Origin of the sequence: Amycolatopsis regifaucium, assembly GCF_001613935.1 — a bacterium.
GTDB classification, from domain to species: Bacteria; Actinomycetota; Actinomycetes; order Mycobacteriales; family Pseudonocardiaceae; genus Amycolatopsis; species Amycolatopsis regifaucium.
In genome coordinates this window covers 106080-119808 of record NZ_LQCI01000002.1, presented here as the reverse complement: position 1 = coordinate 119808, position 13729 = coordinate 106080, and the positions used below count along the sequence as shown (strand labels likewise).

Annotated in this window: 9 protein-coding genes; 2 read left to right on the top strand and 7 right to left on the bottom strand. The window is 68.1% G+C overall.

All coding sequences use genetic code 11. The annotated features are described in order from the left end of the window. Nucleotides 1-9: 9 nt before the first annotated feature. Nucleotides 10-1398 carry a GH1 family beta-glucosidase gene (locus tag AVL48_RS01585; RefSeq protein ID WP_061989763.1) on the top strand — a complete coding sequence of 463 codons (1389 nt, stop codon included), beginning with the start codon at nt 10-12 and terminating at the stop codon, nt 1396-1398. Here the strand turns inward: AVL48_RS01585 and AVL48_RS01580 are convergent. From AVL48_RS01580 to AVL48_RS01570, 3 genes are all read right to left on the bottom strand, one after another. Next, nucleotides 1370-5041: an ATP-binding protein gene (locus AVL48_RS01580; RefSeq protein WP_061989765.1), complete on the bottom strand. Its 3672-nt coding sequence runs from the start codon at nt 5039-5041 to the stop codon at nt 1370-1372. The two genes, AVL48_RS01585 and AVL48_RS01580, sit on opposite strands and share 29 nt — an antisense overlap. After that, nucleotides 5038-8232: an ATP-binding protein gene (locus tag AVL48_RS01575; protein WP_244162597.1), complete on the bottom strand. Its 3195-nt coding sequence runs from the start codon at nt 8230-8232 to the stop codon at nt 5038-5040. The genes AVL48_RS01580 and AVL48_RS01575 overlap by 4 nt, the downstream gene beginning before the upstream one ends. A gap of 139 nt (nt 8233-8371) precedes the next feature. After that, nucleotides 8372-8809: a hypothetical protein gene (locus AVL48_RS01570; protein WP_244162598.1), complete on the bottom strand. Its 438-nt coding sequence runs from the start codon at nt 8807-8809 to the stop codon at nt 8372-8374. Between the two features lie 653 nt (nt 8810-9462). Here AVL48_RS01570 and AVL48_RS01565 point away from each other — a divergent pair. Continuing rightward, entirely contained in the window at nt 9463-9801 is a 339-nt protein-coding gene (locus AVL48_RS01565; protein WP_244162599.1) for a hypothetical protein, read from the top strand. Between the two features lie 67 nt (nt 9802-9868). On the opposite strand, the gene AVL48_RS01560 is transcribed toward AVL48_RS01565, so the two are convergent. The 4 genes from AVL48_RS01560 to AVL48_RS01545 form a co-directional block, all read right to left on the bottom strand. After that, nucleotides 9869-10066 (bottom strand): Lsr2 dimerization domain-containing protein, encoded by a 198-nt coding sequence (locus AVL48_RS01560; protein ID WP_061989769.1) that lies wholly within the window; start codon nt 10064-10066, stop codon nt 9869-9871. Nucleotides 10067-10124: 58 nt separating this feature from the next. Then, nucleotides 10125-10745 (bottom strand): helix-turn-helix transcriptional regulator, encoded by a 621-nt coding sequence (locus AVL48_RS01555; RefSeq protein WP_061989771.1) that lies wholly within the window; start codon nt 10743-10745, stop codon nt 10125-10127. A gap of 102 nt (nt 10746-10847) precedes the next feature. Beyond that, the gene (locus tag AVL48_RS01550) at nt 10848-11483 is read right to left on the bottom strand and encodes a helix-turn-helix transcriptional regulator (protein ID WP_061989773.1); all 636 of its coding nucleotides are present in this window, start codon (nt 11481-11483) and stop codon (nt 10848-10850) included. A gap of 361 nt (nt 11484-11844) precedes the next feature. Then, nucleotides 11845-13284, bottom strand: a complete 1440-nt coding sequence (locus tag AVL48_RS01545; protein WP_061989775.1) for an amino acid permease — start codon at nt 13282-13284, stop codon at nt 11845-11847. Between the last annotated feature and the right edge of the window lie 445 nt (nt 13285-13729).

Here is a 13729-nt window from a genome sequence, read left to right as displayed (position 1 = left end):
AGGAACGTGATGGACGTGGCGCAGCAGTACCGTTTCCCGCCCGGTTTCCGCTGGGGAGCGGGTACTTCGGCCTTCCAGGTCGAGGGTGGCGTCGCCGAGGGCGGGCGGGGCCGATCGGTCTGGGACACCTTCGCGGCAGTCGAGGGCAAGATCCACTCCGGGCATACCGCGGACGTGGCCTGCGACCACTTCCATCGCTACGAGGAAGATTTCGCGTTGTTGGCCCGGATCGGCGTCCCCGGCTACCGATTCTCGGTCTCGTGGCCGCGCGTGATGCCGGACGGGCGCACGTTGGAAGTGCGCGGCCTCGGGTTCTACGACCGCATGGTGGACGCCCTGCTGGACCGCGGGATCACCCCTTCGCTGACGCTCTACCACTGGGATCTGCCGCAGGCGCTCGAAGACGAAGGCGGTTGGCCGGCCAGGGACACGGCATACCGCTTCGCCGACTACACGGCGTTGGTCCAGGAGTTGCTCGGCGACCGGGTGGATCACTGGACAACGGTCAACGAGCCGTTTTGCGCGGCGTTCCTGGGCTACGGAACCGGGGTGCACGCTCCCGGGCGCACCGACGAGGTACTCGCGATGCGCGCGGCGCACCACCTGATGCTCGCCCACGGGCTCGCCATGCAAGTGCTGCGCACGGGCGCCAGGCCGGGACAGGAGTTCGGCCTGGCGCTGAACTTCGCGCCGACGCTGGCCGACGTCGACGATGAGCGGCATCGCGAAGCCAAGCGAAAATTCGACGGCCTCCACAACCGCTTCTTCCTCGATCCCGCTTTGGGCCGGGGCTACCCGGAGGACGTCCTGGCCGACACCTGGCACCTCGGCGACTGGACGTCGGTCATCCACGATGGCGACCTCGAGACCATCGCCCAGCCGATGGACTGGCTCGGGGTCAACTATTACGCCCCGGCCAGGGTGATCCCGCTGGAGGACACCGATGCCGTGAGCAACTGTGGGTTGCCGAGCCTGCGCGGGATGGACGTGACCCCGCCGCGAGGACCGCTGACGTCGTTCGGCTGGGAGCAGGCACCGGATTCGCTGACGGATCTTCTCGTCTGGCTGCACCGCCACACGGGAGGCCTGCCGACGCACGTTCTGGAGAACGGCGCCGCGTTCGAAGACCGGGTCGAGGAGGACGGCCGGATCCGGGACAGCGAGCGCGAACGGTACCTCCACGAGCACCTGCACGCGATCCTCGCCGCGATCGACGCGGGGGCGGACGTGCGCGGATACGTGGTCTGGTCGCTGCTGGACAACTTCGAATGGTCACTCGGGTACACCCAGCGGTTCGGCCTGGTCAGGGTGGACTTCGCCGACGGACTGCGCCGCACCGTCAAGGACAGCGCCCGCTACTACGCGCGTGTCATCGAGAGGAACGCGCTACCTGCCTGATCGAAGTGCCGACGGGGAGTCCGGCGAGACCGTTGCGCGACTCCAGGCCGAGTACGGCGAGCACGCGGGTGACATGCGCCTGCACGGTGCGGCGGGGGAGCGCCAGCGCGGTGGCGATCTCCGGGTTCGAGCGTCCCTGTCCCGCCAAGGTCGCGACCGCGCGCTCCATGGCCGACAACGAGGCCCATCCCGCCGCCGCGACGGCTTTGTCCGGCCGTCCCAGGGTGATGCTGTACTTCCGTAAGCGCTGTTCGAGCGCCTCGACGTCCCATTGCGCGCCGAAACGGTCCAGCTCGGCGACAGCGTCGTTCGCCGCCGCCCGGGCCTCGTCAAGCCTGCCTTTCCCGGCGAGCAGGACCGCGGCATCGCCCAGCGCCGAGGCCAGCTCGATCCGGCGGCCGACCTTGTCGTAATGATCGACGGCCTCAAGCAGGGGCCCCGGCTCGCCGGAGACGAGCGCTTCGCACCATCGCGCGGCAGCGGTCGCTCTCGCGGGTGTGACCTCTTTCGCGGCCTCTTCCCGGCAGACGTCGAGTGCCTTGGCCGCGATGTCGTCGCCGCCCTGAGCCTTGGCCAGCCGGATGAGCCACGGAAGCCATTGGTGACGCAGCATCATCGCGGCGTACGTGGGGTCCATGACCGGGCTGAGCAGCGCGACGGCCTGGTCCGGGTCGCCTCGTTGTTCGGCCTGCAGAGAACGGGCGACCAGGAGGAAGTCGCAGCTCTCCCGCTCGGAGCCGGTGACCGGGATGTGCTCCTCGGCGGCATAGAGATGGGCCGCGGCCTGTTCGGTCTCGCCGCGGCGGCCGTGGATCAACCCGGCGACACCGTGCAGCAGCAGTGCGGCCGCGCCCGGCTCGCGATGGCCGTGGAAGGTGATCGCCGGTCCGTCTTCGGTGACGGTGTCCAGCTCTGCCAGCGCGTCGTCCCACTCGCCGGTCCAGTAGTCGTGCACGGCCGAGGAGACCTGAAGTCCATGGGGAAGCGAGTATTTCGCCGCCGCGCGCCGGGCGGTGCGCAGCGTCGACCGCGCCTCGTCCAGCTGGTCGAGGTTCTGCAGGGTGAACAGGCGGTTGTCGAGCAGGTCGAAGTAGAACCCCGCGTGCTCTTGATGTCCTTCGACGGCCTCGATGGCCTGCTCGACATGGCGCAGCGCGCCTTCGTGGTCGCGTTCGATCGATTTGACGAGCCACAGTGTCTGCAGCGCGTGCCCGATCGGATAAGGCTCGCCCACCGAGAGCGCCTGCCGGTAGGACCGCAGGGCCTTCCTGGACGCCTCTTCGAGGTCGTCGAGGGTGCCGCGGTCGAAGTTCGCCAGCAGGGCGCGGCGTCGCTCCCGCCAGATCGGCGGGGTCTCCGGGGAGTCGTTGCGGGCCAACAGGCTTATCGCGGTGTCCGTGTCACCGCGGCGATGCGCCATCGCCGCCGCGAGGTGGCGCATCTCCGCCGCCCGGTTCGGGTCACGGCTGATGAGCATGGCTTCCCGCGCCAGGTCGAAGGGCTCCTGATCGAGCCGGAACAGCACCAGGACGTAGGCGGCGAGCAGTGCTTCGCGGCGAGGGTCGTCCGCCGGGCATTCGTCCAGCACCCGGTGCAGGAGGACCGCGGCGATCGACGGGGCGCGGTTCGCGAGGGACTCGTGGTGGTCGGCCAGCCAGCCGATCACCCAGTCGTCGACCGCCGCCGGAACGGCGACGAGCTGCTGGGCGACGTGTTCGACCCCCGAACCGATCTCCGCGAGCGCCTCGGCTGCCCGGCGGTGCCACTCGGCCCGGACGTCGCCGGGAATTTCGTTGTACAGCGCCCACCGGAGCATCGGATGCCGGAACGCCAGCTGCGTCCCGGTGTCCACGATGATCCGCATCTCCATCACTTCTTCGAACACACCGAGCAGTTCGGATGGCATCTTGCCCATCGTGGCGCCCACTTGCGCCAGGCCGAACTCCATGCCCAGCACCGCCGCGCGGCGCACTGTCTCTCTGGAGAATTCTCCGAGCAGATCCAGCGTCCGGGAAACCGCGTCCAGCAGGGACTCCGGCGCCTTCAGGTCCGTACCTGTCCGCACCCGCGCGATCCCGTCGACGACCTTGAGGGCGTCTTCGCGCATCAGCGCGCCGGTCACCTCGCGAAGGTAGAGCGGATTGCCCGCGGCCTTGGTGATGAGCGAGCACAGTTCCTCGCCGGGACGGGCGCCGATCAGGTCGCCGAGGAGGTCTTCGGCGGCGGGCACGGTGAGCGGGCCGAGGGTGATCAATTCGAGCCCGCGGGCCTCCGCCGCCTGACGCGCCTGCACCAGTTCCTCCCGCCGCGGAACGGGGCGCGATGCGGCGATCAGCAGCAGCGGAAGTTGCCGGGTGGCCGCGGAGAGCCGGTTCCACATGAGCACGCTCGCCTCGTCGGCCCACTGCAGGTCGTCGATGACCATCACCAGCGGCGCGGTGGCGCACAGCCGGTCGATGTGGGTGAGGATCTGGTCCGCGGCGGCGGCCACCGGGTCGGTGCCGTTCGCCGTCGCGTCCGCGCCGATGAGCTTCGCGTCCAGTCCGAGGCATTCCAGGACCACTTGCAGCGGGAACAATTGCTCCAGTTCACTGGCCGCGGCCCAGGCGACGTGGCAACCGCGCTCGCCGACGTCCGCGAGCGCGCGGGTGAGCACCTCGGACTTCCCGATGCCGGGTTCGCCCTCGATCCACACCGTCCGGCCACGTCCGGCCAGGACTTCTTCGGCCAGCCGCCGAAGAAGAGTGACTTCTCCTTCGCGGCCGTGGCAGACGGGCGACGTCTCGCCACGGGCCTCCAAGGCGTGGGCGACCGGGCCGGGGAGCACAGACAGCGTCTCGACGGCGGCCGCCTGCTCGACGGGTGGCGCCAGTTCCGGGTCGTTGACGAGAATCCGCTGGTGGATCTCGACGAGCTTCCGTCCAGGTTGGACACCCAGCTCCGCACGCAGGATCCGGCGTGCGGTACGGAAGGCGTCCAGGGCCTCGGTGGTACGGCCACCGCGGTGCAGGGCGATCATCAACGACTGCCAGAGCGGTTCCCGCAACGGGTGCTCGCGCACGAGGAGCGTCAGTTCGGACACCAAATCCTCATGCGCTCCCAAGGCCAGCAGCCCGGCCGCCCGCAACTCGAGCGCGGCGAGCCGCTGTTCGGCCAACCCGGCGCGCAGCGACTCGGCATGAGGGCCGGGGATCCCGGTCAGCGCTTCCCCGCTCCACAGGGCGAGCGCGCGGTCCAGCGTTTCGACCGTGCCGGCGGCGTCGTTCTCCTGCCAGTGCGCGCGAGCCGTTTCGCGAAGCCGGCCGAACTCGCCGATGTCGAGCGCGGCGGAATCGAGCCTGAGCCGGTACCCGGCGGAGTCCGACACCAGCAGACCGTCGGTGGACCAGCGGGTCCGGCTCGGTTCCAGGATCCGGCGCAGCCCCGAGATGTAGGTGTGCACGCTGCCGTTCGCGCTGACGGGCGCGGTGTCGCCCCAGACCGCCTGGATCAGCTCGGCCCTGGTGATCGGCCGGGTCACCGCCCGGGTCGCCAGTGCGGCGAACACGGCGCGCTGACGGGCAGGACCCAGTTCGAGTTCGTCGTCGCCGAGCCAGGCACGCAGCGAGCCGAGCGCCTGGACCCTGAACGGCTTTTCGCTCATCGGCGGGCCAGCTCACGGCCGCGGGCGAAACGCTGTTCCGCTCGCTGGACGTCCGCGATCGCGTCGAGTTCGTCGTAACCGTTCAAAGCGACCTGGAGCGACGCCTCGGCCTTGGCCGTCTCGCCCTGCCGGACGAGTAGTGCGGCGGCGTCTTCCATGGCCTGCGCCTCACCGAACCGGTTTCCCGCCGTCCGCAGGTACTCGGCCGCGGCGAACGCGGCCGTCGGATCCCCGCTGAGCACGGCCCGGCATCGGAGCGCCTCCGCTCGAAACCCCGATGTGCGCTCACACCGCGACGTCGCCAGCTCGGCGACCTCGTACTCCCCGGCATCGACCGCGACCCGGACCAGACCGGGCAGCCAGGGGCAGGCCGCCTCGTCTTCGAGCTCGAGCAACCCCGACCACAGGTCGAAAGCGACCGTCGGCCGGTTCTCCGCCTCGGCGAGCATCGCGTTGGCCACCAGGATGAATTCCGTGCCGTCCTGCTCCGAGACCTCAGGGGGAGCCGAGGCCCAGACGGACATCAGATGCGTGCGCGCGTCGTCCGGCCTGCCCTGATGGGCGGCGATCACCGCCGCCACCCCGGTGATCCGCCGCAAGACCACGGACCGGTCGAGGGTGTGCCGCGCGAGGGTGATTCCGTTGCGAAGCCGACGTGTGAGGTCCTTTCGCGGTGCGTCCCAGCGGCCGAGCCAGTAGGACTCCACGGGGTCCAGGGCGGGCATCGTCCGCTGGACGGGGATCAGGGCCGGACGCGGTTCCTCGGCGGGATTCCCGTCCACCGGCCAGCCACCGGCCCGGGCCCGGGTCAGCAAGGACTCGTGCAGGGCACGCCAAGCCGGCGGTAGCCGTGGTTCCTCGAGCGCCTCCTTGACGTCCTGCACGGTTCGATCGGTGGTGCCCCGGAGGAGACGCGAGAAGGAGTGCAGCCAGCGCATCTCCGCCAGCACGTCGGGGTCTTCCGTCCGGGCGGCGACCTGGCCTGCTTCGGCGGCGAGATCCCGATCGAGCCAGAGCTTGATCCGTGCGGTCGCGATTCCCAGCGTTTCCCGGAGCGCGGGCGGAACGGTGCCGGCGGTGTTCACCCGCTGGAGCAGCCGCATCGTCGCCAACGGAGCTCGCGGCGCCAGCTGGTAGACCTCGCGCGCCAGCCAGGTGCAGAACCATCTGTCGACCGGGACCGGGGCGGCGAGCAACTGGAACGCCACCCGTTCGACGGGGGCGCCGACGTCCGCTAGTGCTTCCGCGAGTTGCCGGTGCAGAGCCAGCCGGATCGCGGTCGGAGTCCGGGCGTAGAGCGCCTCGCGGACCACGGGATGCCGGAAGGTGAGCTTGCCCCGGGCGCGGGTCACCAGGCCGACGGCCTCCACCTCGGCGACGACGTGGTCGAATTCGGCCGCCGGCCTGCCCAGTGCGGCGGCGAGGTCGTCGCGCGTGAAGAACCGGTCCAGCAGGGCTGCCCACCGCAGCAACTCCGAGGCCGCGGCGGAGAGGAAACCGAGGCGACGGCCGACTGCCTCCAGCGCGGGCTGGGGAACGACCGGACCGTTCTCGGTGGCCGCGGTTTCCGGCGGCTCGTTCCCGTCCAGGGCGCTGACGAGGTCGCGCACGAAAAGGGGGTTTCCGGCGGCGGCGGCCGAAAGTTCGAGCAGCGCCGGGCTCGGGGTGGCTCCGGCGAGGGCGGTGACGAGTTCCTCGACCTCTTGGCGGGAAAGGGGCGCCAGGGTGTAGAGATGGGTGTCCGTCGTGGAAATCCGGGCGCGCAGCGTGGTGAGCCGGTGCTCGGCGGGCACCCGCCTGCTCGCTCCGACCAGCAGCAGCGGAAGGCGGCCGGCCTCGATCGCGAGTCGTCGCCAGGCTTCGAGGCTGGCCGTGTCCGCCCACTGGAGATCGTCCATCACGAGGATCAAGGGCTGTTCCCGGCACAGGGCCCTGACGAGTTCGACGACGAGTGCTATCACCACTTCGGACTCCGCTACGTCACCCGCGACGAGAGTGCGGGCCGCGCGAGCCACTTCCCGGCGGCGGCCGTCCGCCGAGGTCACTTTGACGTCGAGGCAGTCGAGCACGACCTGCAGCGGACCGTGCTGCTGAAGCTGATCCGCCCCGGCGATGGCGACCGTGCCGGCCCCGGCCCGCGCGATCCCTTCCGTGATCAGCGCGGATTTGCCGATTCCCGGCTCACCTTCGAGCCAGACGGAGCAGCCACGGCCCTCACCGAGGTCACGCACCGCCGCCTGGATCCAGGCCAGTTCACAGTGCCTGCCGACGAGAGGTTCGCGTGACTCGGTACGGGGTGCCGGAGTGGCGTTGACCGTCACCCTTGGGGTGGTGGCCTGTCCACGCCACAATGCCGGGTCGTCGGCGCGGATCTGCTCGTAGCGCGCGGTCAGGTCGCTGCCCGGTTCGACGCCGAGTTCGTCGATCGTGGTGGCGCGAAGCCGCTCGAACGCGCCCAGCGCCTCGTCGCGGCGCCCGCATCGGTAGAGCGCGAGCAGGTGCAGGCCCTGGAGTCCTTCGCGGACCGGATGCGCCGCGGCGACCGGCGCCAGTTCGGTGAGGACTCGCTGGTGCTCACCCACGTCGAGCATGATCTTGGCGCGGCGCTCGACGACCTCCAGCCGCAGTTCCTGCAGCCGTTCACGCTGGTTCTCGGCGTAGGGACCGGGCAATCCGGACATCGGCTCGTCTTTGAAGAGTTCGAGCGCGTTGTCCAGCGCGGCGAGCGCGCCGTCGACGTCCTGTCCGCGCAGGCACAGCCGGGCCCTTTCGCGGAGGTGTTCGAACCGGACGACGTCTATCGCCTCGGCTTCGACCCGCAGACAGTAGCCAGGGCCACTCGAAGCCAGTACCGCCGTGGCGTCGCGCAGCGTGCGAGTGGGGTCGAGGGCGGAACGCAACGAGGAGACATAGGTGTAGATGCTGCCGTTGGCGCTGGCCGGTGCCTTGTCCCCCCAGATGGCGTCGATGAGGTCCGACCGGGTGACGACCTGGTTCACCTGGAACGCCAGTACGGCCAGCAGCGTCCTGCGCTGAGCCGACCCGAGTACGACTTCGTCGCCGCCACGCCAAGCTCGCACTGGACCGAAGAGGTCGAGCTGCAAGCGCATCTTCGCCTCCGCGGTGTGCTCGCGTACCGAATGGGGAATCGGGTAGTGCGGATCGACCAGACCGTGTACCAACCGACTCACCCGAACGGCCTCGCTGATCCGATCTGATGATCTGACGGTTACGCCCTGTAAACGAAACTCCTGGGCGAGATACTGTGGTTGGACCCCAGGTCCGGTCGAAAGAGCCGAAAACTTTTCATTTCCGACCGGAAGTGGCGGCTCAGCCGGCTGTCGCGTCGAACAGCAGATCGCCGTCGAACAGCGCCCCGCCTGGGATCGGTTCGCGTATCCACCTGACGCCGTTCGCCGGGGCCGCGCCCTGGGGGAGGGGCAGATCCGTTCCTTCGTTGAACAGCCACACGCCGGCCGCTCGCGGGACGGGTCGTTCCGGCGGAGTGATGAGGAAGGCCCACCACTGTTCTCCGTCGCCGCCACGCAGGCCTACCACTCCGCCGCGCACTCCCGCCGAGTCCATCCTGTCGAGCAGTGGTCCGCCGCGGGTGGCGGACATGGCCACCGCGAGCAGATCCCGCTGCAGGGAGAGCAGGACATCGGTGTGGGTGGTCCGTACCGGCCAGCCGAAGTCGCACCAGTAGCGCAGAGCGGCGTCGCGGACCTCGCGGTCGGTTCCGGCCAGGGAGAGTGCGGAGCTCGTCATGATCGGCACACCTTTCTCTTACGGGTCCGGCGGTCGGAGAGGGACGAGCAGAAGGTTGCCCGTCCCGTCTTCAGATTTTCTTGATGTCGGCCGAGTTGGCCCCCTTGGCCTGATCGGGTGACGGCTCGCCGGAGTGGTGCGATATGCGGTGACCGCCGTGGAGGCCGAAGCGCGACCGTTGGTGTCGCTGTACGGCATACGCGGATGAAATGATCGGTACCGGCGGGTTCGCGACGGCCGGTGGTGCTACTTTTCAATGTCCGGGTAGCGCTTGTGGGTCCCGAGATCTCCGAGTAATCGGAACTGCTCCGGTAAACGTTTGCCGCCCCCGAAGGCCGATGGTTCAGCGCATCTTTTATTCGGTGCGCCGCGACGGGCAAAGGCCGCCGTCTCGGCGGGCTCGCGCCCGGAAACCTGCGCCGTACGTACTGTTACGACAAGTAAATCGCGACGACCGAGTTCGTATTCGGTGAACGATTCACCGGTTCGGTGGCGGTTGACGTGTTCGTCGTCTCAAGCGGTTCCGCTTCCTGCTAGTCTCAAATACGGTCAATGGCCGTGAGCGACCCGCGGGCTCCGGAAAAGTATGAAGCGGTGCTTTGAAAACGGCGCTTCAATCCGACTGCACGACGACGACAATGAGGGTGGACATCGTGAGTTCAAAAGGGCTCGGTAATCGGCCCGCGGCAGGCGAACGGAACCGGCAGGCGGCCGAGGCCCCACCCCGGCCGTTGGGTGCGCTGCTGCTGCATCTGGAATTGGCGGGCTGGCTCGATCGGTATGTGGACCGGCTGGTGCGAGTGGATACCAAGACCTCCGACGCGTTGACCGAAGACCAGCGGGTGGACCTCATGGTCGGCCTGTCCAATGCCGCCGAAGCCTTACGCAGTTCCGAGCGCTGCGATCACGAATCCGCCGAGCGGATGCTGCGATCGGCGCTCGGCCTCATCGAAGGGGTCGATCTGGATCGGTTCGCCCTGGCCGCTCCCTAGGTTTCGCGGCTTGTCCATGGGAAGCGCCTGGGAGACCGGCGAAGATCGGGGGATTCCTGGGTGCGCGTCACCGCGCATCGGTGAAGTAGGTGCCCGGCCGCCGCCGTCCGGCCCTGATGTACCGCTCCAAGAGTTGCCGTAGCCGCGTCGCGCGATCAGTGGAAAGGTCGATCTCGTAGTCGACGTCGTCGAGGGAGAACGGTACCGTCTCGACGGCCCGGCTTTCTCGCGATCCGGCCCCGGGCCTTGTCCGCGCTTCGTTCACCGTTGCCACCTACTTCCCGGGACCGTGCCGACGACGGAAGCTCTGCGAGGCGGGCGGTTCAGATGATGCCCGCCTGCATGGCGTAGGCGACCGCGTGTGGCCGGTTGCGCAGGCTGAGCCTGCTGGTCAGCTCGTAGATCACGTTCTTGACGGTGCGCTCGGAGTAGCACAGTTTCTCGGCGATCTCACCGGTGTCCCAGCCGTCCGCCATGAGCCGGAGGACGTCGACTTCGCGCGAGGTCAGTCCGGCCGAACTCAGCCCCCGCGGGGAGAGCACGTCGTGCTGCAGCCGTCGCACGCTGCCGAGCAGTTGACCGAGCAGATCCGGTGGCAACAGGCCGCATCCGGAACCCGCGGCCACGACGGCTTCGACCAGCCTGTCCCCGGACGTGCGGCTCCGCGGGAGCACCGCGACCACGCGACACTCGACGGCACTGAGGACGTCGTTCTCCCGCAGCTCGCCGACCAGCAGCACCTTCGGCACCATCGCGAGTGGACCCTGCCGGAGGTCCGCGACGATCTGTGGGGTCATCCGGTCCGCCTGGACCAAGAGCACGTCCTGTTCGCCCACCGCGTCGACCTCGATGACGGCTACCTCGGAGCGGGTCCGCAGGAAGCTGGTCAATCCGGTCTTCGTGATCGAATCCGTCGCTTGGACGGCTACCCGTACCGGTTCCATTTCGACCCTCCACCATGGCCGCGACCCCCGTCGGGCCGCCGGCCGTAACTCGAGCAGATTTGCCACAACCGCAATCGGCGCGCCGGCCGCCCGGCGCGCCGATCAGATCAACCCGGCCCGCATGGCATACGCGACCGCCTGGGATCGGGTGTTGAGCCGCAACCGGCTCATCAACCCGTACAGCACGTTCTTGACCGTGCCTTCGGAATACGTGAGCTTCTTGGCGATCTCGTCGGTCTGGTAGCCCTCGGCGATCAACTGGAGCACGTCACGCTCCCGTGTCTCGAACCCGAAGAGCGTCAGACCCGCGGGCGCCAGCACCTGGAACCTGAGCTGGGTGAGCTGGTCGAGGAGGATGCCTTGAAGCCGGTAGGGCATCAGGGCGGCACCGCGGCCCACCGCGAGGACCGCGGACGCCAGGGTGCCTTCTTTGATCTCGTTCCGGGACAGCAAAGCCGTCACGCCGCATTCGACCGCGACCAGCAGGTCTTCCGCGCGGAAACGGTCGGCGACGACAACGGCTCGCGGCGCCGATGTCACGCCCGTGCCCTGGAACTGGCGCAGGAACGCGAAGGTGCTGCTTCCCACCACGCCGTCCACGACCGCCAGGATCACGTCCGGGCGTTCGGTCGTGCCGCCCGTCAGTACCTGAAGCTGCTCACTGACGCCCAGCATGGTCTTGACGCCGGCCTCGGTGAACTCGTCACTCGCCTGCACCAGGACTTTCACCGCATCCATGGCACGAACTCCTCTCCCGCCCGTCTCGGGACATGAGGAAGAGTGGCGTCGGCTACTTCATAAGCGCTCTATTACCCTTCGCGACCTTGATCGCTGGAACGCCGCGGGTGAAGACTTCGCGGTCGGCGACGGCCGCTTTGCCGCTCCACCGCGGCCGGAAGTAGCTGCTGACAAGCTTAGCTTCTGATCAACAAGGTGTCGCGCCGCGAACCGTACGCGAGAGTTTCGGCACCGATTTCTGCCTCGAAGACTCTGGCCGCGCCGCCGCAGGGTAGCGGAGAGTAGTCAAATCGACGCACCGGCCGCGACTGAGCTGAAGGGAGCTTCCCCGCGTCTCGTGCGGGGAAGCTCCCTTCAGCCACTACGACTCCTCGTTCACCCCGGCGAGCTGCTCGCGCTTACGCCGGCTGGCGAACCAGCCCACGACGAGGGCGCCCACGATGATCGGCAGGCACAACAGGGTGACCCGGCCCGCGCCGTCGTCGAGCCACATCAACACGAGCACCGACGCCAGGAAGGCGAGGGTGACGTACTGCGTCACCGGCGTCCACGGCAGGCGGTAGCCCGGACGATCGACCAAGCCCGCCTTCGAGCGCTTCACGAAGACCAGGTGACAGATGACGATCAACCCCCAGGTGGCGACGATCGCGACCGCGGAGAAGTTGAGGATGATCTCGAACGCGCTCGCCGGCACCAGGTAGTTGAGGCCGACGCCGAGTACACAGACGCCACCCGTGAGCAGAATGCCGCCGTAGGGCACCTGGCTCTTGTTCATCACGCCGGTGAATCCGGGGGCGGAACCGGTCTTCGCCATCGAACGCAGGATGCGGCCGGTGGCGTAGAGGCCCGAGTTCAGGCTGGACAGCGCGGCCGTGAGCACGACCAGATTCATCACGTCGCCGGCGGCGGGGACACCGATGCTGGACAGAACGGTGACGAAGGGGCTTTCCCCGGCGCGGTACTCGTCCGACGGCAGCAGCATGGACAGCAGCACGACCGAACCGACGTAGAACACGCCGATCCGCCACATGATCGAGTTGATCGCCTTCGGCATCACCTTCGCCGGCTCGGCGGTCTCGCCCGCCGTGACACCGACGAGTTCCACCGCGGCATAAGCGAAAACGACGCCCTGTACGACCAGGACCAGTGGCAGGAGACCGTTCGGCATGATGCCGCCGCCGTCCGCGATCAGCTGCGGTCCCGGCGTATGCCCGTCGACCGGCGTGCCGGTGACCAGCAGGAAGATCGCGATCGCCATGAACACCACCACGGCACCGACCTTGATGATGGCGAACCAGAATTCCATCTCGCCGAAGATCTTCACCGAGACGAGGTTCAGCGTCAGCACGACGGCCAGCATGATCAGCGCCAGAATCCACTGCGGGATGTCCGAGAACATGGACCAATAGTGCGCGTAGATCGCGATCGCGGTGATATCGGCGATTCCGGTCGTCGCCCAGTTCAGGAAGTACATCCACCCGGCGACGAAGGCGCCTTTCTCGCCGAGGAATTCCCGTGCATAAGAAACGAAGGCGCCCGATGACGGACGGTGCAATACCAGCTCGCCCAGTGCGCGAACCACGAAAAAGGCGAACAAACCACAAATGGCGTAGACGATCGCGAGCGCGGGACCCGCCGAGTTCAGGCGACCGCCCGCACCGAGGAACAGTCCGGTGCCGATCGCCCCACCGATCGCCATCATGCTGATATGCCTTGGCTTCAGGGACTTGCTGTAGCCTTCGTCGCCGGCGTCGTGGGAGGCGCCGACAGCGGACAGTCCCTCTTTTCCTGAAGTTCGCATCAGGGTTTCAGCCTCTTGTCCTGTGATGACGGACGGCCCGGTTCCCCCACTGAGCATCGAAGGCGCCAAGCCGGCGAGCTTGTCAGTGGGCTCGCGAGGGGAACTGTGGAGCCAGGCGAACGGCGGGTCAATGCCACAGGTGCCCATTCTGAACTTCTGGATAACAGGAGAAGCTTCTACGGGAAATGCTTGAGCTACTTTTGAGTTCGACTTAAGGAAGGCTTGAGGTGCCCATTGTGAGCCGGATCGCATTCGCGGGCCACAAGCGCTGAATCACCTTCGCGATGCGGAGGCGTCGTCTCGCCGGCGGAGGTCCGGACGGCGCGCTCCCTACCACGCCCGGGGCAGGATGCCCGCCCGGGCGGCGCGCTTGTCCAGCACCTCTGCCCGAAGATACCCGGGGTGACGTGGATAAAGAATTCATGGAGTCGCCCTTGCTGAAATC